The 19,254-nt window shown below is 64.9% G+C and carries 16 protein-coding genes; 9 read left to right on the top strand and 7 right to left on the bottom strand.

The features are described from left to right. Positions 1-23: 23 nt before the first annotated feature. Together proX and F0Q04_RS08935 are read left to right on the top strand one after the other, a co-directional pair. On the top strand, positions 24-1,037 hold the full coding sequence (gene proX, locus F0Q04_RS08940; protein WP_182345210.1) for a glycine betaine/L-proline ABC transporter substrate-binding protein ProX: 1,014 nt from the start codon (positions 24-26) through the stop codon (positions 1,035-1,037). A gap of 104 nt (positions 1,038-1,141) precedes the next feature. After that, positions 1,142-1,462 carry a YkgJ family cysteine cluster protein gene (locus F0Q04_RS08935; RefSeq protein ID WP_182345209.1) on the top strand — a complete coding sequence of 107 codons (321 nt, stop codon included), beginning with the start codon at positions 1,142-1,144 and terminating at the stop codon, positions 1,460-1,462. 39 nt (positions 1,463-1,501) lie between these two features. Here the strand turns inward: F0Q04_RS08935 and rtcA are convergent, their stop codons facing one another. The 4 genes from rtcA to F0Q04_RS08915 form a co-directional block, all read right to left on the bottom strand. Beyond that, a complete protein-coding gene (gene rtcA, locus F0Q04_RS08930) occupies positions 1,502-2,572 on the bottom strand; it encodes an RNA 3'-terminal phosphate cyclase (RefSeq protein WP_232539559.1) in 1,071 nt (356 codons plus the stop codon). Between the two features lie 51 nt (positions 2,573-2,623). Beyond that, a complete protein-coding gene (locus F0Q04_RS08925) occupies positions 2,624-3,280 on the bottom strand; it encodes a zinc-ribbon domain containing protein (RefSeq protein ID WP_182345208.1) in 657 nt (218 codons plus the stop codon). 42 nt (positions 3,281-3,322) lie between these two features. Next, entirely contained in the window at positions 3,323-4,543 is a 1,221-nt protein-coding gene (locus tag F0Q04_RS08920; RefSeq protein ID WP_182345207.1) for an RtcB family protein, read from the bottom strand. 616 nt (positions 4,544-5,159) lie between these two features. Continuing rightward, a complete protein-coding gene (locus tag F0Q04_RS08915) occupies positions 5,160-6,737 on the bottom strand; it encodes a vWA domain-containing protein (protein WP_182345206.1) in 1,578 nt (525 codons plus the stop codon). A 264-nt stretch (positions 6,738-7,001) separates the two neighbouring features. Between F0Q04_RS08915 and rtcR the strand changes: the two genes are divergently transcribed. The 5 genes from rtcR to F0Q04_RS08890 all read left to right on the top strand — a co-directional run bounded on the left by rtcR (position 7,002) and on the right by F0Q04_RS08890 (position 13,650). After that, positions 7,002-8,618, top strand: coding sequence for an RNA repair transcriptional activator RtcR (gene rtcR, locus F0Q04_RS08910; protein WP_116927230.1), 1,617 nt, complete (start codon positions 7,002-7,004; stop codon positions 8,616-8,618). A gap of 850 nt (positions 8,619-9,468) precedes the next feature. Next, positions 9,469-10,836 (top strand): amino acid permease, encoded by a 1,368-nt coding sequence (locus F0Q04_RS08905; protein ID WP_021027717.1) that lies wholly within the window; start codon positions 9,469-9,471, stop codon positions 10,834-10,836. A 14-nt stretch (positions 10,837-10,850) separates the two neighbouring features. Beyond that, the gene (gene kynB / locus F0Q04_RS08900) at positions 10,851-11,528 is read left to right on the top strand and encodes an arylformamidase (protein WP_182345205.1); all 678 of its coding nucleotides are present in this window, start codon (positions 10,851-10,853) and stop codon (positions 11,526-11,528) included. A 73-nt stretch (positions 11,529-11,601) separates the two neighbouring features. After that, entirely contained in the window at positions 11,602-12,918 is a 1,317-nt protein-coding gene (gene kynU, locus F0Q04_RS08895) for a kynureninase (RefSeq protein ID WP_116924879.1), read from the top strand. 30 nt (positions 12,919-12,948) lie between these two features. After that, complete coding sequence (locus F0Q04_RS08890) at positions 12,949-13,650, top strand: PolC-type DNA polymerase III (protein ID WP_182345204.1); 702 nt, start codon at positions 12,949-12,951, stop codon at positions 13,648-13,650. Here F0Q04_RS08890 and F0Q04_RS08885 read toward each other — a convergent pair. Continuing rightward, positions 13,625-15,058: an L-lactate permease gene (locus tag F0Q04_RS08885; RefSeq protein ID WP_182345203.1), complete on the bottom strand. Its 1,434-nt coding sequence runs from the start codon at positions 15,056-15,058 to the stop codon at positions 13,625-13,627. The two genes, F0Q04_RS08890 and F0Q04_RS08885, sit on opposite strands and share 26 nt — an antisense overlap. A 66-nt stretch (positions 15,059-15,124) precedes the next feature. Here F0Q04_RS08885 and F0Q04_RS08880 point away from each other — a divergent pair, with 66 nt between their 5' ends. Then, positions 15,125-15,706 carry a helix-turn-helix domain-containing protein gene (locus tag F0Q04_RS08880; protein ID WP_182345202.1) on the top strand — a complete coding sequence of 194 codons (582 nt, stop codon included), beginning with the start codon at positions 15,125-15,127 and terminating at the stop codon, positions 15,704-15,706. 27 nt (positions 15,707-15,733) lie between these two features. On the opposite strand, the gene F0Q04_RS08875 is transcribed toward F0Q04_RS08880, so the two are convergent. After that, entirely contained in the window at positions 15,734-16,642 is a 909-nt protein-coding gene (locus F0Q04_RS08875) for a LysR family transcriptional regulator (RefSeq protein ID WP_116924875.1), read from the bottom strand. A gap of 106 nt (positions 16,643-16,748) precedes the next feature. On the opposite strand from F0Q04_RS08875, the gene F0Q04_RS08870 reads away from it, so the two are divergent. Further along, positions 16,749-18,281: an MFS transporter gene (locus F0Q04_RS08870; protein WP_198424350.1), complete on the top strand. Its 1,533-nt coding sequence runs from the start codon at positions 16,749-16,751 to the stop codon at positions 18,279-18,281. Here F0Q04_RS08870 and F0Q04_RS08865 read toward each other — a convergent pair. Next, the gene (locus tag F0Q04_RS08865) at positions 18,275-19,195 is read right to left on the bottom strand and encodes a DNA-3-methyladenine glycosylase 2 (protein ID WP_182345201.1); all 921 of its coding nucleotides are present in this window, start codon (positions 19,193-19,195) and stop codon (positions 18,275-18,277) included. The two genes, F0Q04_RS08870 and F0Q04_RS08865, sit on opposite strands and share 7 nt — an antisense overlap. Positions 19,196-19,254 lie beyond the last annotated feature (59 nt).

Here is a 19,254-nt window from a genome sequence, read left to right as displayed (position 1 = left end):
CGTATCCATCCAAGGAGAAGACCATGACTGATAAAAACCGCTTCAATCGCCCCATCCACCTGGCCTGCGCCGCCGCCATCTCCTTGATGGCCTGGGGGCCCTTCGCCCAGGCGCAAGACCTGCCCGGCAAGGGCAAGGATGTGCTGCCGCTGCTGGGCACCGTGGATGAAGAGATGTTCCAGACCCTGATCGTCTCGCGCGCGCTGGAAAAGCTGGGCTACACCGTCAAGGACCCCAAGGGGCTGGAGAACGGCACCGAGCACGTGGTGGTCGGCCAGGGCGATGCCACCTTTATGGCCAACCACTGGATTCCGCTGCACCAGGAGTTTTATGAGCGCAATGGCGGCGCCAAGGTCTTCTACCGTGAGGGCATGTTCTCGACCAATGCAGCCCAGGGCTACCTGATCGACAAAGCCACGGCCGAGAAGTACAAGATCACCGACATCATGCAGCTCAAGGACCCCAAGATCGCCAGGCTGTTTGACACCGATGGCGATGGCAAGGCCGATCTGACCGGCTGCAACCCCGGTTGGGGCTGCGAGCTGGCGATCAACAAGCACCTCAAGGGCCTGGGCCTGGAAGGCAGCGTGACCCACCGCCAGGGCAACTATGCGGCGCTGATTGCCGACACCATCGCCCGCTACCAATCGGGCAAGCCGGTGCTCTACTATGTCTGGACCCCCTACTGGGTCAACGGCGTGCTCAAGCCCGGCCAGGATGTCGTCTGGCTGCAGGTGCCCAATATCCCCAATGCCAAGGGCGATGACGACACCCGCCTGCCCAACGGCAAGAACTATGGCTTCAAAGTGAACAACCAGTACATCCTCGCGAACAAAAAATGGACCGACGCCAACCCGGCCGCCGCCAAGCTGTTTGCCACCATGCAGGTGCCCATTGAAGACATCACCGCCCAGAACCTGCTGATGCGCAACGGCGAAAACAAGACTGCCGATATCCAGCGCCATGTGGACAGCTGGATCAAGAACAACCAGGCCAAGTTTGATGGCTGGATCAAGCAAGCGCTGGCCGCCAAATAAGTTTGGCACTCGCCGTGCCCACCCGAGCCCGCTCACCCAGCGGGCTTTTTTGTGGCGTTCAGCGGCGCAAAACTACAATAGCCGCCAAACAACGCCCATGCCCCATGTCCCATCCCTGCCTCAGTTGCGGCGCCTGCTGCGCCAGCTTTCGCGTTGATTTTTCGGTCCATGAATGCGACAGCAACGGGGGGCGTGTGCCCTCGGGCCTGGCCGAAGAGGTCAACGACACCACCAGCCGCATGCGCGGCACCGACTATGCCCGCCCGCGCTGCGCGGCCTTGACCGGCACCATCGGCCAGCAAGCCGCCTGCGGCATTTATGAATGGCGCCCCTCGCCCTGCCGGGAGTTTGCCGCCGGCAGCGAGGCCTGCAACAAGGCACGCCTGCGCCATGGTATGCCGGCGCTGGAAGGCGGGCTGTACTAGCCAGCCCCCCACCGCCCGATGCGTTGCGCTACAGCGGCGCTAGAGCGGAGCGATCCGCACCACGGGCGCACTGGCTGTTTCAATCGACATGCGCAGCGGCAGAAACTGCGCAATCACCGCCATATTGCTGTACAGGTGCGCGCTGGCCTCGCTGCAGCTAAAGGCAGCGGGCTGGCCGCTTTGCCACACGGCCAGCGCCTGCAGCAGCAAGAGCTGGTCGGCCAGGTAGGCACAAACGGCAGCATCGGGCTTTTTCTGGTAATCGCGCAGGTCCTGGCAGAGCTTGCGCGCCACCGCTTCGGACGAGACGCCATGCGCGCCCAGGCACCAGAACAGCTCGGTGACATGGTCATAGCGCAAGGTGGCCTGCAGCAGATTGCCCGGGCCTTCCTCCTGGTCCACCGGCAGCAGCTCCATCGCGCGCCGGTCCCAACCGGTCAGCCGCGCCAGCTCATCAAACTCGCGCATCGCAACGCCGCGCGGCACGGCCGCGCAGACCGCCTCCACCGACACATGCTGCAGCATGCCGCGCGCCAGCAGGTCAAAAGGCTGCAAACCCTGCGCTGCCGGGCTGATGCAGGCCAGCGCCTCGCCACCACCCGCCGGGTAAAAACCAAAGCGGCGCAGCCGCATATCCAGGCCTGCCCCCATGCGCGCCACCAAGGGCGCATAGGCGCGTTCAATGAAGTGGAAATTGGGCGCCAGCGGGTTGTGCGTGCCGCCCGCCAGCTGCACCGTGCTCGCGCCATCGGCCATCAGCAGCGCCGGCAGCACCGTCTGCAGCACCAGCATGGCGCTGCCCGCGCCCGAGATCGGGAAGCGGTAGTCCCCGGCCTTGAGCGTCACCGGCGCAAACTGCAGCTCCGTCACGCCCGCAGCGATGGGCGACAGCTGCGCATCGCTGATGGTCTGCGCGGCCTGCACACAGGCCAGGTGCTGGCGCATCAGCCCCGGCTTGGAGCGCCTGGCCCGGATGCTGTGCATCGCCAGCGGCCTTTGCGTGATGACCGACAGCGCCAGCGCCGTGCGCAGCATCTGGCCACCGCCCTCGCCTTGCGAGCCGTCGATCTCGACCAGGCCCTTTTCTATGGATTGGCTTGCGATTTGCATTGGAATCGTTTCCCTCTCTCTGTTTTCTTCTTCTGATTTACCTGCGCTGGCTCAGTGACCGGACAGCGCAGCGCCCATGGTCACGCGGGGATAGGCCACTACTCGGCAGACGCGATGCACACCGGGACGCAGCTCTACCTGGCGCCGCAAGATGCGGTCGATACGCGGCGCCCAGCTGCGCTCCAGGCTCAGCGCCTCCAGCTGCGCATGCGCGGGCTTGTCACCAAACTGCACCCACCACCAGGCGAGGGCCTGCGCTGCCAGGCTGCGCAGATCCGGCGCCTTGGACTGCAAGGCGGCATACACACGGGCACGGGCAGACGCATCGGGGCGGGCACGCCATAGCGCACGCAAGGCTGCCATCTCGGCCGCATCGCAATGGCTTTGGCGCCAGGCGCGGTGCCGCGCACGGCAGTCCTTGCAGCGGCTGGCACTGGCATACAGGCTGCCTTGCACTTGCTCGTACCACCATTTCTGGTCCTGCGCGGTCCAGACACAGGCGGCGCCGCAATCACAGCAGCGGTAGCTGATATCGACGTAGTAACCGGGGAGCCAAAAAGGCGCGCCGTGGATCAGTTCAAGGCGCTGCACATCAGCAGCCAAGGCGCCATGCGGCATGGCTGGGCGTAACGCTGCTTCACGCTGCGCCTCCATGCGCGCCCAACGGCGCTGCTTGATCTCGTGTCGACGTTGCTTATTGCTCTTCATCACCCTTCTCCTCAGGGTTGCGGCCCCATGGCCGCCCCCTTTTTACCCCTTCACACACACCACCTGCTTGAGCGTGTACACCACCTCCACCAGGTCGCTTTGCGCCGCCATCACCGCGTCGATATCCTTGTAGGCCATGGGGATCTCGTCGATCACCTCGGCGTCCTTGCGGCATTCCACGCCTTCGGTGGCGCGCATCTGGTCCTCGACGGTGAACAGCTTCTTGGCCTTGGTCCGGCTCATCGTGCGACCGGCACCGTGGCTGCAGCTGTTGAAGCTCTCGGGGTTGCCTTTACCGCGCACGATAAAGCTCTTGACCCCCATGCTTCCCGGGATGATGCCCAGCTCACCCTGGCGTGCGCTCACCGCGCCCTTGCGGGTCACAAACACCTCCTGGCCAAAGTGCGTCTCGCGTTGCACATAGTTGTGGTGGCAGTTCACCGCTTCCAGGTGCGTCTCGAACGGTTTGCTGATCACCTTCTTCAAGGCATGGATCACGCGAACCATCATCACCTCGCGGTTGGCACGCGCAAACTTCTGCGCCCAACCCACCGCTTTGACATAGTCGCCAAAGTAGGCGGCGCCTTCTTCAAAGTAGGCCAGGTCCTTATCGGGCAGGTTGCGCTGGTGCAGCTCGGCATCCTTCTTGGCCAGCTCGATGAAGTGGGTGCCAATGGCGTTTCCCACCCCGCGCGAGCCCGAATGCAGCATGATCCACACGGCTTGGTTCTCGTCCAGGCAGACTTCGATGAAGTGGTTACCGGACCCCAGGGTTCCCAGGTGCTTGTAGTTGTTGGTGTTCTTCATGCGCGGGTGCGCTTCGCAGATCTCGTCGAACTCCTTGACCAGGCCCGTCCAGGCGGCATCGGTTTCCTCAGGCGGCGTCTCCCAGCTTCCCTTGTCGCGGCCATAGCGCTTGGGCGTCATCCCCACCGGCACTGCCCGCTCGATCGCAGCGCGGATCGGCGCCAGGTTGTCGGGCAGATCGCTGGCCGTCAACGTGGTCTTGCAGGCCATCATTCCGCAACCCAGGTCCACCCCCACCGCCGCCGGGATGATGGCCTTGAGCGTAGGCACCACCGAGCCGATGGTGGCACCAATCCCCAAGTGGACATCAGGCATCACCGCCACGTGCTTGAACACCACCGGCAGGCGCGAGATATTGGCCAGCTGGTTCTGCGCTTCGGCCTCGACCGGCACGCCATTGGTCCACATCTTCACGGGCACGCCATTAGGCACTTGCATTTCGTTGTATTGCGACATCTCTTAGCTCTCTTCTTTATCTTCACACCGCTGTATGACAGCGATGACTTGGTAGGGGTGACACGGTGAGCACCTCTGGGCTGCGACCAGGGTTTGGTGAAACACTTCCGGAGCTCAGGCACTGAGCTACAGGTTCAAAGAACCTGGCGGGATTCCAACCCGCATCGCCGGATTCCAATGTAGTTCCACCGGCATTCGCAGCCAGCGATGCAAACCTTCCCAAAAACACTATCCCAACAAAAGCGCGACCAGGGTCGGCAAGACAACTGCCACACCGGTTTCCCGGCTGAGGATTCGAACCCCCGGCGTTCCGGATGTAGTCTTGCCAGCATTCGCGCAAACCAAAAATCTTGTACAGATGGGCCACCTGCAGCGACTAAAAAGGTGAAATATTTTTCGTGCTCTACCCATGAGCTACAACTTGCGTTGGCAGGACTCGAACCTGCTCCCTCGAGCGTTAAAGGCTGTAATTTCACCGGCATTCGCCGCAAGCCACCCAAACCTTTTAAACCTTATTCATTGTCGGTATCCACCGTTGGCGACCAGAAGGTGGTGTGACGCAACAGTTTTGGAATATAGTCACACCGGCATTCGCCAACAGCAGATAAAACACAGCTTACTGGGCGGGCAGCACGATCTGCTCGATCTCGCCCACCCAATGTGCGGCACCCAGCTTGCCTTCGGCAAAACGGGCCACCACATCAAATACCGCATCGCTGAAACCACCGATATTCAAGATATCGGCACGCTCCTGCGCCTGCGTCGTCGCATACGGCTGGATGTCAATACACACCAGCTTGGCAGCGGGGTTGCGTTGCTTGATGCGCGCCCATTGCTGCATCGTCTCCGTCGCACCCGAGCGCTTGCCATCCACCCAGGACTCGTTGTCCGAGACCAGGATCACCAGGTCCACGGCCGCCTTTTCATCGGCCAGCAGCTTGAGCGGCGCACTGCAATTCGTACCGCCTCCGCCCACAGCCGCCAGGCGGCTGGCATTGGTCATCACCGAATCACGGCCGTTGAGCGACAGCGGCACCACCTTGCATTCAAAGGGAAGCACGCGCGCCTCGCGGTTCTTGCGCAGCACGGCAGCCGCCATCAGGCCAGCCACATCGATGCAGCGCACCGCGCTGGTGGCACCGGCCCGGTAACCCGTCACCGACGAGTGCATGGAACCAGAGACATCAGGGCAGACGGCGACCCGGCCCGCAAATTGCGGCACGTTGGCCGTTGCCAGCTCCATCGCATCCTGCAGCGCCTCTGCCACGGCAGCCGGCACCTGCTGGCCCGCAGCCTGGTAGGCCGCCAGCAGCTGGTAAGGCATGGCACGGGCCTTGGCCACGGCTGCCGCATCCTGCAGCTTGGCGGCCACGCGCTCAGCCATACCAGGCAGCTCGAACACACCATGGCGTGCCAAGGTGTTCAGGTTCTGCCGCAGCATCTGCCACGAACCCTGGCTTGCAATCTGCGCCCATTGCTGCGCACCCAGGCCCAGCGCGGTCAGCATCTGGAACGGCACCTCCGGCACCTGCTCGGGCATCTGGCCCTGGGCCACGGCACGCTTGAAGCGCTCGAACGCCAAGGTGATGGGTGGCAGGCTGGCTTCGTCATACGACTTGCCAATCAGCCAGGCAAACCAAGCGGCGCGCCAGGCCTCCTGGGGCTTGGGGTGCACCATCTTGACCACATCGGCGAGCGAGGGCTGGTTACCGATGGCGGCGTTGAGCAACTGCTTTTCCGTCGCCGTCAGCAACCACTGCTGCACCAGCTTCTTGGGCCGGGTGCCGAGCGACTTGCGCCCCAGCACTCCGCTGCGCAGGATTTGCACAAAATTGCGCAGCATCTTGCCGTTGTCCACCACGCGGGGAAAGATCTGTGCCAGCAGCTCGACATCACGCACGGCCAGCACCGCCGCCAAGGTGGCAGGCATGTCCTTCATATAGCCACGCTCACGGGCATAGATGGCCGTCTTGGCAATAAAAGGCGCTTCGACCTTGGCCAGCACGTCCATCAGTTGCGAGAGCTGGTCCTGCGGGCTGGCATAAAAAGTCTGGCCCAGGCAACCGGTCAGCGCCATTTGCGCCAGCTGGTGCTGCGGGCCAAATGCATAGGCCGCCATACCCGATTGGTTGGTGGCATCCGCCGTTGCCAGCTGGGAGCCCTTGTAGGTTTGAAACAGTTGCAGGTTGACCATGGTGTTCTTCTTTCTTGTTCATTCAACGCCTCGGGAAAGCAGAGACCCTGCTCTGCTTTCCCCAACGCACGCCACGTGGCGCTTGTTAGGTTTATTGCCAAAAGCGTGCCAACTTTTATATCCAGCACTCGCACGAAATTAACTTATTGATTTAAATATAAATTTTCATACCACCACCAATTCCCACTTCACCATCGTCTCGCTATTTTTATCTTTTTATCTAATCTATTTAGAATATGGAATCGTCTTCAAGATCGCACTCGCATGAAACCCATCACCGTCATCGGCTTTCTCGGCACCCAGCTCGACAGTGGCCGCGGCGCAGGCCGCTGGAGCAAATGGCGCCCCTCGGTGGCCATCACGCAGCATGAGGACATGGTGGTGGCCCGCATGGAGCTGCTCTACACGTGCGCGCATGTGGACCTGGCGCGGCTGGTGCAAAAGGACATCGCCACCGTGAGCCCCGAGACCGAAGTCCACCTGGTGGAGCTGCCGATCCACGACCCCTGGGACTTTGAAGAGGTCTATGGCGCGCTCTACGACTGGACCAGCAGCTACCACTTCGACAGCGACCAGGCCCAGTACTGGCTCAACATCACCACGGGCACCCATGTGGCGCAGATCTGCCTGTTTTTGCTGGCCGAATCGCGCACGATCCCCGGCGTGATCCTGCAGGCCTCGCCGCCCAAGCGGCAGATCGATGGCGCGGCGGGCAACTATGCGCTGATCGACCTGGACCTGTCGCGCTACGACGCGCTGGCCACCCGCCATGCGCAGGCCCAGCAGGATGCGGTGGCCTTTCTCAAAAGCCACATCCCCACCCGCAACCCGCGTTTCAACCAGCTGATCGCCGAGATCGAGCAGGTGGCAGGCCGCTCGCAGGCGCCCATGCTGCTGGTGGGGCCTACGGGCGCGGGCAAGTCCTTCCTGGCGCGCCGCATGTACGAGCTGAAAAAGGCACGCCACCAGCTCAGCGGCGCCTTTGTCGAAGTGAACTGCGCCACCTTGCGCGGCGACAGCGCCGCCAGCACCTTGTTCGGCCACAAGAAAGGGGCGTTCACCGGCGCTGCCACCGAGCGCGCCGGCCTGCTGCGCACCGCAGACCAGGGCCTGCTGTTTCTCGACGAAATCGGCGAGCTGGGCGCTGACGAGCAGGCCATGCTGCTGATGGCGATCGAGGAAAAGCGCTTTTATCCCATGGGCTCGGACAAGGAGGTGAGCAGCGACTTCCAGCTGATCGCAGGCACCAATCGCGACCTGCGCCTGGAGGTGAGCGCCGGCCGCTTTCGCGAAGACCTGTTTGCCCGCATCAACCTCTGGACCTACAACCTGCCCGGCCTGGCCCAGCGCAGCGAAGACATCGAGCCCAACATCGACCACCTGCTGGTGCAGCATGCCCAGCAAACCCACCGCACCGAGCGCTTCAACGCCGAGGCGCGCAAACGCTACCTGCAGTTCGCCCAGAGCCCGCAAGCGCTGTGGAGCGGCAATTTTCGCGATCTGCACGCGAGCGTGACGCGGCTGGCCACCTTGTCGACCAGTGGTCGTATCACCGAGGATCAGGTGGAGGCGGAGATTAGGCGCTTGCAGTGGCTGTGGCAGCGGCCGGAGGCTGTGGCCTCGTCTGTCGATGGTTCTGCTGAAGTAGCGCTGGAGGCCTTGTTGCCTGGCGATGCCATCGAGGCCATGGATTTGTTTGACCGGATGCAGTTGGCGTCAGTGGTGCGGGTGTGTCGTTCATCTGGCAGTTTGTCAGAAGCGGGGAGGCAGTTGTTTCAGGCTTCGCGGGCGCAGCGGGCGGTGGTCAATGATGCGGATCGGTTGCGCAAGTATTTGCAGAAGTTTGGGTTGAGTTGGGATGTGGTTTGTGGTGCTCGTTGAGCTGGCTGCTCTGCTTTATTGATACTTTTTAGCGACTGCTGTTTGATTGAATTTTGCTGGCCAGATTTCGCCCGGCGGGCGAGGTACTTTTCTTGGCGACCCCGGATCGCCGGCCGAAGAAAAGTACCCAAAAGAAGGTCGCCCTGCTGACTGCGTCCCTTCGCTTCGCTACGGGCAACCTGTGGTGCTCGGGTATGGGCTGCACCGCGAAACTCACTACGCGCCAGAGGCGCTCCGTTCAAACAGACGCGGTGAGCCAGTTCACGATGCAGTTGCACTCTGCGGTGCAACTGCCCAGCCCATACCCTGTGCTCCTCGGCGCATTCAGAAGGGAAACTGAGCAGACGTGTGCCATCGCTGCGCTCGGCACCCAAACCCGGCCGAGCGCAGCGATGGCCTAATGGTATTTGACTGCTGGGGTGTTCGCCCTCCCCCTTTTGCATGCGCCTGGGGCGTGGTGTTTGCGGGGTGGCGCTGGCACCGCAGAGTGCCAGTGCATCGTCAACTAGCTTGCCGCGTCTGTTTGAACGGAGCGCCTACGGCGCGTAGTGAGTTTCGCGGCACACCCCGCAAACGCCACGACACAGGTTGCCCTTCGCAAAGCGAAGGGTCGCAAGCAGCAGGGGCAGCCTTCTTTTGGGTACTTTTCTTGGCAGCGCAAGAAAAGTACCTCGCCCGCCGGGGCGAAACCCGGCCAGCAATAACTTGCAAAGATAAATGCCCATCTAACAGCCATGGCACAAACAAGCGACATGGATTTCCCACAAATCCTAAAATCCCCACCTTCCCCGCGCACCAGCGGCCCGCAAAGCCGCCCCAGCGCCACCCCAGCCACAACAAGCAAAAACCCGTGTCCCCTTTTGAATCGATTGCCCGCCGCGAACGCGGGCTGCTGCAGCAACTCACTGCAGCCCAAATGACGATGATCGCCATTGGCGGCGCCATCGGCACCGGCCTCTTCATGGGCAGCGCTTTTGCCATCGGCTTTGCCGGGCCCAGCGTGCTCATCAGCTACGCCATCGGCGCGCTCATTGGCCTCTTGCTGATGGGGTGCCTCGCCGAGATGACCGTCGCGCACCCGACCAGCGGCTCGTTTGGCGCCTATGCCGAGCACTACCTCAGCCCGCTGGCCGGCTTTGTGGTGCGCTATGCCTACTGGGCGGCCGTGGTGCTGGCGGTGGGCATGGAGGTCACCGCGGTTGGCAAGTACATGAAGTACTGGTTCCCCGAGGTGGAGCAATGGGTCTGGGTGGCGCTGTTCTCGGTCGTGCTGGCGGCCGTCAATGCCACCAGCGTCAAGGCCTTTGGGCAGATGGAGTATGTGTTCTCCATGGTCAAGGTCGTGGCCATCGTGGCCTTTATCCTGATCGGCGCCTATGTGGTGTTCGGCTCGCGGCCCGAAGGTGTGGGTTTTTCCAACTACACCGCGGACCGGGGCTTTTTCCCCAATGGCTGGTGGGGCACCTGGGTGGGGGTGATCATCGCCATCTTCAGCTACCTCAGCCTGGAGTCGATCGCGATTGCCGCCGGTGAGGCGCAGAACCCGCGCCAGGCGGTGACCTCGGCGTTCAAGACCACGGTGCTGCGCCTGGTGCTGTTCTACCTGCTGTCGCTGGCTTTGATGCTGGCCATCGTGCCCTGGAGCCATGCCAGCACCGACAAGAGCCCCTTCGTCAAGGTGATGGAGATCGTCGGCATTCCCGGCGCGGCGAGCGTGCTCAATTTTGTGGTGCTCGTCGCCAGCCTCTCGGCAATGAATGCGCAGCTCTATGTCACCTCGCGCATGATGTTCAGCCTCTCGCGCGGCGGCTATGCGCCGGCGGCGCTGGGCAAGGTCAACAGCCGGGGCGTGCCGATGGGCGCAATTGCGATCTCCTGCCTGGGCATGGCGGTCGCCATGGTGCTCAACGTGCTCAAGCCCGAGGAGTCGCTCACCCTGATGATGTCGATCTCGATGTTCGGCGCCATGTTTGCCTGGTTCATGGTGTTTGTCACCCACCTCTTCTTCCGCCGCCGCTGGCAGCGCGAGCATCCGGGCGAGCGCCTGCAGTTCCGCATGTGGGGCTTTCCGGTGCTAACCCTGCTGGGCGCGGTGCTGATGCTGGCCGTCATCATCACCACGTATTTCACCGATGTGTTCCACATGACCACCTTGATCGGCGTGCCCATGCTGCTGGTAATGACCGCCGTCTACCTAATCTGGTACCGCAAGCGCTGATACATTGCATAGCTATGCCAAACACGCCTCACTCCGCGCCAACCCTGTGGGACATCTCGCCGCCCGTCTACGTCGGCATGCCGGTGTTCCCCGGCGACACGCCCTACCAGCAGCAATGGGTGGCCAGCATCGGGCCGGGCTGTCCGGTCAATGTGGCCAGCATCACCAGCACCCCGCATGCAGGGGCCCACGCCGATGCGCCGCTGCACTACGCCCCCGATGGCGCGACCATCGGCCAGGTTGATCTGGCGCCCTACCTGGGCCGCTGCCGCGTGGTCCATGCGATTGGCTGCGGCCCGCTGATCGAGTGGCAGCACATCGAACACGCGATAAGCGACGCCCTGCCTGCGCGCGTTTTGGTGCGCACCTACCACCAGATGCCGCAAACCCAGTGGGATGCGGGCCTCACCGGCTACGCGGCCGAGACCGTGGAGCGTCTGGCTGCGCTGGGCGTGCGCCTGATCGGCATTGACACCGCCAGCATCGACCCGGCCGACAGCAAGGCCCTGCCCAGCCACCAGACCGTGCGCCGCCACGACATGCGTGTGCTGGAGAACCTGGTGCTGGACGCCGTGCCCGAGGGCGATTACGAGCTGATCGCGCTGCCGCTCAAGCTCGTGCAGGCCGATGCCTCGCCGGTGCGCGCCGTGCTGCGCGCGCTGCCCGGCACCTACAATCAGGCCTCGGTCTGAACCACCCCATCCCTTGCGGCAGGCGCCTGGCCCACCAGCGCCTGCCCGCCACCATTGACAAAGAGACATAGCCATGACCACCTTGGAAGCCTGCCGCGACGTTGACCAGCAAGAGCCGCTGGCACCGCTGCGCGATCTGTTCGACCTGCCCGACGGCGTGATCTACCTGGACGGCAACTCGCTGGGCCCGCTGCCCAAGGCCACGGCCGCGCGCGTGGCCGATGTGGTGCAGCGTGAATGGGGCCAGGGCCTCATCCGCAGCTGGAACGATGCCGGCTGGATCGACCTGCCCCAACGTTTGGGCGACCAGTTTGCGCCCTGGATAGGCGCCAAGCCCGGCGAAGTCGTGTTCACCGACACGACCTCGGTCAACCTCTACAAGGTGCTGAGCGCGGCCATCCGCCTGTCGCAGCAGGAGTTCTCCGACCCGGCGCCGCGCACCAAGGTCATCAGCGAGCGCAGCAACTTCCCCACCGATCTGTACATCGCCGAGTCACTGTGCAAGCAGCACAACCTGGAGCTGGTGCTGATCGAGCCCGAAGAGCTGCCCGCTTGCCTGACCACCGACGTCGCCGTGCTGCTGCTCAGCCACGTGAACTACCGCACCGGCCATATGCACGACATGACCCAGGTCACGCGCGATGCGCATGCGCAGGGCGTGCTGACCGTCTGGGACCTGGCCCATGCCGCCGGCGCCGTGCCGGTGGACCTGAACGCCGCCAACGCCGACTACGCGGTGGGCTGCAGCTACAAATACCTCAATGGCGGCCCCGGCGCCCCGGCCTTTGTCTGGGTGCATGCGCGCCATACCGACAAGTTCTGGCAGCCGCTGTCGGGCTGGTTTGGCCATGCCGAGCAGTTTGCCTTTACCAGCGACTACCAGCCAGCTGCCGGCATCCGCCGCTATATGTGCGGCACCCAGCCGATGATTGCGCTGTCGGCGCTGCAGTGCGGCCTGGACATCTTTACCGAAGCCGAGAAATACGGCGGCATGACGGCGCTGCGCCGCAAGTCCATCGCGCTGACCGACCTGTTCATCGAGCTGGTGGAGACCCGCTGCGCCGGTTACGGCCTGGGCCTGGCCACGCCGCGCGATATCTTTGCGCGCGGCTCGCAGGTGTGCCTGACGCGCGACGACGGCGCGGGCGTGGACGGCCAGGGCAGCGGCGCCTACGCCATCGTGCAGGCGTTGATTGCCCGGGGCGTCATCGGTGACTTCCGCAAGGGCGACGGCGGCAACGGCCCGCACAAGGACATTCTGCGCTTTGGCTTCACCCCCCTCTACACCCGTTTTGAAGACGTGTGGAACGCGGTCGAGCACCTGCGCCAGGTGCTGGAATCGGGCGAATGGCAAAAGCCCGAGTTCAACCGCATCCATGCGGTGACCTGATTGCCGAGCACCTCCAGCACCCGCCCCGCCATGTCCGAACGCATCGCCATTCTCGACTTTGAAACCACCGGCATGAGCCCGGCGCATGGCGCGCGTGCGGCCGAGGTCGGCATTGTCATGGTCGAGAACGGCCGCATTGTGGACCGCTACCAGAACCTGATGAATGCCGGCCAGCGCATGCCCAGCTTTATCACGCAACTGACCGGTATCACCACAGCGATGCTGCAGGCGGCAGCGCCCGCTGAGCAGGTGATGCGCGAGGCAGCAGACTTTGTCGGCACGGCGCCGCTGGTCGCACACAACGCATCGTTTGACAGCAAGTTCTGGCTGGATGAGCTCGAGCGCGCAGGCTGCGCGGCCAGCCCGGCCGCGGCGCCTGTCGGCAGCCTGTTTGCCTGCACGGTCTTGCTGTCGCGCCGCCTCTACCCCGAGGCGCCCAGCCACTCGCTGGGCAAGATCGTGCGCCATCTGCAACTGCCGCCGGCCGACAAGGCCCACCGGGCGCTGGCCGATGCCGAGATGACCGCCCATTTGCTGCTGCGCATGCAGGCCGATCTGCGCAGCCGCTGGCATATCCCCGACCCCAGCCATGCACTGCTGAGCGAGCTGCAGGTCTGCCAGCGCAAGCACCTGGGCCGCTGGCTCAGCAACACCTCCGCACGCCAGACCCAGCCACAGCTGCCCGAACTGGTGGCCACACTGGCGCCTAAGGCTGCTGCAGCACGGCGCTGAGCAGCACATTCAGCACCGCCATCAGCAGCACCGCCAGCCCGGTGACCAGCAGCACCTGGGACTGCACCCAGGCGCGCTCAGTCTGTGCCGTCCCGGACACCAGCTGGCAGGCCATCTCCACCTTGCCGGGCGATGCCATCAGCAGCAGCGCCGCGCTGACATTGTGGACCGCCATAAAGGGCAGCACCGCGACGCCCAAGGCCTGCGCAATCTCGGCCTGGGTAGCGGCAAACATCGCATTCGCCCCCGTGTTGGAGCCGGTCACAAAGCCGCCCAGCGCGCCGACAAAAGGCGCAGCAAACACATAGGCGCTGCCGCCCTGGGCCAAGGCATGGGCCAGTTGCGCGGCCATGCCAGATACCGCCATCACGACACCCAGCACGATGAACAGCCCCGTCACGGGCGCCACCTGGCGCCAGGACTGCCACACCCGCTGCAGGCTGCTGGGCGCTGGCAGGCCACGCGCAAACCAGGCCGCCGCCACAAACAGCCACAAGGCCGGTGACGCCAGCAGATGCCAGGCGCCCGCAGCTTGCAAGGCCCGCAGCACGGCCCCTGCCACCAGCACACCGAGCAGCAGCAAGCCATAGGCGGCCAGCGCGCGCCAGCCCAGAGGGCCCAGCGGCGCAGCGGCATCGCCCGCAAAAGCGCCTGCGCCCCGCCGGCCCAACCAAAGCCAGAGCACGGTCATCAGCAAGGCGCCCAGCGCTCCGGCGGCTGAGGTACCTACCACCGCATTGCTCAGCCCAATGGCCAGTGCCAGCAACAGGCCCGACAGCGCGCCCTGCAGCATAGCCCCCGCACGCCGGCCCGGCGCACTGGCCAGCCCTGCGGCGGCCACACCCACGACCACCATCGGGATCACGCTCACTGCCGCCGAGGCCACGCCCAGCGCGTCAAATGACAGCCCGGCCATCGTCGCGGCAACCAAGGTGCCCGGGCCCATCGAACCCCAGGGCACGGCGCACAGGCCTAATAGGCCAATCAGCGCAATCTTGCGCGCCGGCAAACCGCTGTGCACCAACAGTGGAATGCCAATCGTGATGCCAATGCCAAAGCCGGTCAGCGATTCGGCAAAGGGCGTGACCCCATGCACCACCAGCAACACCGCACCCATGCCTTCGCCGGTGCGGCCCATCACCCATTGCGCCAGCGCCTTTTGCGCGCCGGCGGCGCGCAGCACTTCGGACAGCAAGAGGCCCCCGCCAACAATCAGCAGCACCTCGACCAGCACCGGCATCCAGCTGGCCAGGGCCTGCAGCGCTGCCGGCGCGCTGAGCGGAAACGCCATCACACAGCCGACCAGCGCCAACGCCACGCCGATCAGCGCCGCATACAGCGAGCGCAGGCTCAGCAGCAACCCGGCGATAACGGCCAGGACCGGCGACGCACTCAATAACAGGTACATTGGGAGAGCTCTTGTTGAAATTGCATATAGGTAAATAATATTTCCTACACGAAATATCGTCAATCCATGTCGACTGAAAACTCCCCACCCAGCGCGGACTCCGACCTGCAGTTCGGCCTGGCGGTGCGCGCCCGCCGCGCCCAGCTGGCCATCACCCTGGACCAATTGGCCCAGGCCAGTGGCGTAACTTCCGGGGCGCTGTCCCGGGTGGAGCGGGGGCTACTGAGCGTGAGCCTGCGCAACGCCATGGCCATTGCGCGCGGCCTGGGCTGCGAGCTGAGCGACCTGGTGCAAAGCCCTGCCCCGGCGCAGATCACCCGCGCGGGCGACCATGCGCGCTTTGTGCATGAGGACACCGGCATCGTGCGCCTGGCGCTGGCCCGCCCGCTGCCGGGGCTCGAGCTGCTGCACTATGCGGTGCCGCCCGGCCAGAGCTCCAGCCACTTCGCGCCGCACCGCCCGGGCACACGCGAGGTGTTCTATGTCGAGACCGGCAGCCTGCGCGTCTTCACCGGTACTGATTCGGTGCTGCTGCAGGCGGGTGACAGCGCCCAGCTGGCGATGGACACCGAGCACCACTTTGCCAACGAAGGCCGGGGCGTTGCGCATTTCATCCTGCTGGTGGCAGCTCCGGCACACGGCGGCTGATGCCCCTGCGCCTGGCCTCGATGGGCTTTATGGCGACGGTGGCTGGAACAGCCGCTCGGCCACAAAGTCCACAAACACGCGCAGGCGCGGCGACATCAGCCGGCCCGAAGGCCAGAGGATGCTGAACTGACCGGAATAGGTCAGACAGTCGTCCAGCACCGTCTGCAAGCTGCCATCGGCCAGCGCGTCGCGGGCCAGAAAATCGGGCATATAGGCGATGCCCAGGCCGGCGATCGCCGCGCCGCGCAAGGCCTCCATGTTGTTGCAGGTCAGCGCCGGCGGGTGGGCTGCGGCATCCTGCTGTGCCTCGGCCGTGTCACCGCCCATCTGCCAGGGCTGCAGCTTGCCCGAGGTGGGAAAACGAAAACGCAGGCAGTCGTGCGCCGCCAGGTCCTCGAGCCGCTGGGGCCGGCCGCGCTGCGCCAGATAGGCGGGGGATGCGCAGAGCACAAAGCGGAACAGGCCCAGGCGCCGGGCGCTGAGGCTGGAGTCGGCCAGCACCCCACTGCGGATCACCGCATCCAGGCGCGCCTCAACCACATCCACCAGCCGGTCGTTGAAGTCCAGGTCCAGCTCAATGTCCGGATAGCGCGCACGGAAGTCTGGAATCACCGGCAGCAAAAAGCGGTAGCCAATGGTGGGCAGCCCTATGCGCAACAGGCCCCGGGGGCTGCTTTGGGTGCTCGACAGCAGCGCCTGTGCATCCTGCAGGTCATCCAGAATGCGGCGCCAGTGCGTGTACATCAGCTCGCCCTCATGCGACAGCGACACCCGCCGCGTCGTGCGCACCAGCAGCTGCGTGCCCAGCTGCGCCTCCAGCTTGGCCACGCTTTTGCCAACGGCAGACGCGGAGATGCCCAGGGCGCGGGCGGCGGCCACAAAACTGCGGCGCTCGGCCGCCTGCACAAAGGCGGCGATGTGGTTGAGGTTGTCCATGCGCGCATATTACGGAATTTTGGTTGTTAATCAAACAACGATTGGCCTGTTTATCGGCGATTCATTCCTCATTAAGCTCCACAGCGTGTTTTTGCAGGAGTTGGCTATGCACCGTGTTTTACCCGCCGCCTGGCGCGGGCCCTGGATGGTTCTGGCATCCGTCTGTCTGGCAGCGCTGGTGCTGCCGCTGAGTTTTTCTGGCGGGGCCGTGGCCACGCCGGCAATTGGCCGCGCACTGGGCGGCAGCGCCACCAGCCTGGGCTGGATCACCAATGCCTTCATGCTGGGCTTTGGCAGTTGCCTGATGGCCGCCGGCGCGCTGGCCGACCAGTGGGGGCGCAAGCGGCTCTTTTTGCTGGGCCTGTCGACCTTCTGCCTGGCCGGCCTGGCGCTGGTGCTGGCGCGCAGCGTCTGGCAGATTGACCTGCTGCGTGCGCTGCAAGGCGTGGCCGCAGCTGCAACGTTGGCCGGCGGCACGGCCGCGCTGGCGCAGGAGTTTGCGCCGGCCCAGCGCGCCCAGGCCTTTAGCCTGCTGGGCACCACCTTCGGCACCGGCCTGGCCTTTGGCCCGCTGCTGACGGGCTGGCTGATCGAGCAAGCCGGCTGGCAGGCCGGTTTTGCGCTCTGCGCTGGCCTGGGCCTGGTCGCCTTGCTGGTGGGCATGGGGGCGATGCGCGAGTCGCGCGACCCGCAGGCCCAGGGGCTGGATTGGCCCGGTGTGCTGCTGTTCACCAGCATGCTGGCCTTGCTGACGCTGGGCATGGTGCAGGCCGCCGCGCTGGGCTGGCGCAGTCCGCAGGTCATCGCACTGCTGCTGGCATCCATCGCGGCGCTGCTGCTCTTTATCGCCGTGGAGCGGCGCGTGGCCCGGCCCATGCTGGACCCGAGCCTGTTCCGCTACCCGCGCTTTATCGGTGTGCAGGTGCTGCCCATTGCGACCTGCTACTGCTATGTGGTGCTGCTGGTGCTGCTGCCGCTGCAGCTGATCGGCATTGCCGGCTACAGCGAGGTGGCGGCGGGCTGGTGGATGCTGGCGCTGTCGGCCCCGATGCTGGTGGTGCCGCTGGCCGCAGCCTGGCTCACGCGCTGGTTCCACGCCGGCCCTATTTCGGCCGCTGGCTTGCTGATCGCGGCTGGCGGCCTGGTGTGGCTGGCGCAGGTGCCTGTGGATGCGGGTGGCATGGCACGGGTGCTGCCGCTCTTGCTGATCGGCTGCGGTGCGGGCCTGCCCTGGGGCCTGATGGATGGGCTGTCGGTGAGCTTGGTGCCCCAGGAGCGCGCAGGCATGGCCACCGGCATTTTCAGCACCGTGCGGGTGGCCGGCGAAGGCATAGCGCTGGCGATGGTGACCGCCCTGCTGGCCGGTTTGATCAGCCCGCATCTGCCCGCGGCGCTGGATGGGGCCAGCCTGCAAACGGCCGCCCAGCAGCTGGCGATGGGCGAGCTGCGCCAGGCGCTGGCCCGGTTGCCCGCCCAGCCGGGTGCGGCAGCAGATTTGCAAAAGGCCTATGGCCAGGCCTTTGCACAGCTTATGTATGTGCTGGCGGCGATAGCCACGGTCTCGGCCCTGGTGGTTTTGGGCCTGCTGCGCCCGGCCAGTGGCGATGCGCTGCAGGTGGCTGCGGCCAGTCCTCAGTAGCTTTTGGCCGACAGGCTGGCCCAGAGGTGGGCCGCCACCAGCGCCCGCCAGGGTGCAAACGCACCCAGCCACTGCTCGGCCTCGCGCTGCGAGACGCTGGGGACCTCCAGCAGCCGGGCCAGCGCATTGCGCACCGCCACATCGCCATGTAGGCTGCCATCCAGCCAGCCAAAGCCGCGCAGCAAGGCGTAGTGCACCGTCCAGGGGCCAATGCCCTTGATCGCCAAAAGCGCATCTTCAATCGCCTGGGCATCTTGCGCCTGCAAGGGCTGGGCGGCCCAGGCATCGAGTGGCAGGCTGCCATCCAGCACAGCGGCGCAGACGCGCTCCAGGGTAGCGATCTTGCTGACCGAAAAGCCCGCCGCGCGCAGTTGTTCGGGCGTCAGCGCCGCCAGCGCGGCGGCATCGGGGTGGCAGAGCATGCCACTGCTGTGCTGCACCGCTGCTGCCGCAATCAGGCGCCTGCGCAGCGCAATGGCCGCTGCCACGCTGATCTGCTGGCCGGTGATGGCCCAGATCAGCGCCTCAAACGGGCTACTGCTGGCGGGCACACGCAAGCCCATCTGGCCCAGCAGCAAGGGGCCCAGCACCGGGTGCTGGCCATGCTGCAGTGCCAGCTGGTCCGCCCCATCACCCAGGCCCAGCATGCGCGCCAGCATCGCATCGAGTGCAGCGGGGTCGTTGCCAGTAGGCGCAGTGCCATCGACTGCCAAGCTGGCGACCGCGCGGGACGCGCCGTCCACCATCTCCAGCTGCAGCAGCGCAGGCTGCCCCTGCCAGACCAAGCCCTTGCTGACACGCAACCCTTCGACCTTCTCGGACGCCTGCAAGGCATCGCGGGCATGCAGGGCCAGCATGTCCTGCGGGCGGTAGTTGGCAGGCAGGGCGACTTGGGTGCGCAGAACCAGGGGCATGGCGGGGTCGGTAGAAAGCGGCGGCTGCCGTGGATCCCCACTATAGAGGATGGACTGCG

This window comes from Comamonas koreensis (assembly GCF_014076495.1).
In the GTDB taxonomy this organism is placed as follows: Bacteria; Pseudomonadota; Gammaproteobacteria; order Burkholderiales; family Burkholderiaceae_C; genus Comamonas; species Comamonas squillarum.
This window is presented reverse-complemented; position numbering and strand designations above follow the sequence as displayed.

Excerpts from the sequence above, each read along its gene's own strand:
- F0Q04_RS08885 (WP_182345203.1), bottom strand. The coding sequence starts at position 15,058 with ATGTACCTGTTATTGAGTGCGTCGCCGGTCCTGGCCGTTATCGCCGGG.
- F0Q04_RS08865 (WP_182345201.1), bottom strand. The coding sequence starts at position 19,195 with ATGCCCCTGGTTCTGCGCACCCAAGTCGCCCTGCCTGCCAACTACCGC.
- proX (WP_182345210.1), top strand. The coding sequence starts at position 24 with ATGACTGATAAAAACCGCTTCAATCGCCCCATCCACCTGGCCTGCGCC.
- F0Q04_RS08915 (WP_182345206.1), bottom strand. The coding sequence starts at position 6,737 with ATGGTCAACCTGCAACTGTTTCAAACCTACAAGGGCTCCCAGCTGGCA.
- F0Q04_RS08870 (WP_198424350.1), top strand. The coding sequence starts at position 16,749 with ATGCACCGTGTTTTACCCGCCGCCTGGCGCGGGCCCTGGATGGTTCTG.
- F0Q04_RS08875 (WP_116924875.1), bottom strand. The coding sequence starts at position 16,642 with ATGGACAACCTCAACCACATCGCCGCCTTTGTGCAGGCGGCCGAGCGC.
- rtcR (WP_116927230.1), top strand. The coding sequence starts at position 7,002 with ATGAAACCCATCACCGTCATCGGCTTTCTCGGCACCCAGCTCGACAGT.
- F0Q04_RS08925 (WP_182345208.1), bottom strand. The coding sequence starts at position 3,280 with ATGAAGAGCAATAAGCAACGTCGACACGAGATCAAGCAGCGCCGTTGG.
- kynU (WP_116924879.1), top strand. The coding sequence starts at position 11,602 with ATGACCACCTTGGAAGCCTGCCGCGACGTTGACCAGCAAGAGCCGCTG.
- kynB (WP_182345205.1), top strand. The coding sequence starts at position 10,851 with ATGCCAAACACGCCTCACTCCGCGCCAACCCTGTGGGACATCTCGCCG.
- rtcA (WP_232539559.1), bottom strand. The coding sequence starts at position 2,572 with ATGCAAATCGCAAGCCAATCCATAGAAAAGGGCCTGGTCGAGATCGAC.
- F0Q04_RS08890 (WP_182345204.1), top strand. The coding sequence starts at position 12,949 with ATGTCCGAACGCATCGCCATTCTCGACTTTGAAACCACCGGCATGAGC.
- F0Q04_RS08935 (WP_182345209.1), top strand. The coding sequence starts at position 1,142 with ATGTCCCATCCCTGCCTCAGTTGCGGCGCCTGCTGCGCCAGCTTTCGC.
- F0Q04_RS08880 (WP_182345202.1), top strand. The coding sequence starts at position 15,125 with ATGTCGACTGAAAACTCCCCACCCAGCGCGGACTCCGACCTGCAGTTC.
- F0Q04_RS08920 (WP_182345207.1), bottom strand. The coding sequence starts at position 4,543 with ATGTCGCAATACAACGAAATGCAAGTGCCTAATGGCGTGCCCGTGAAG.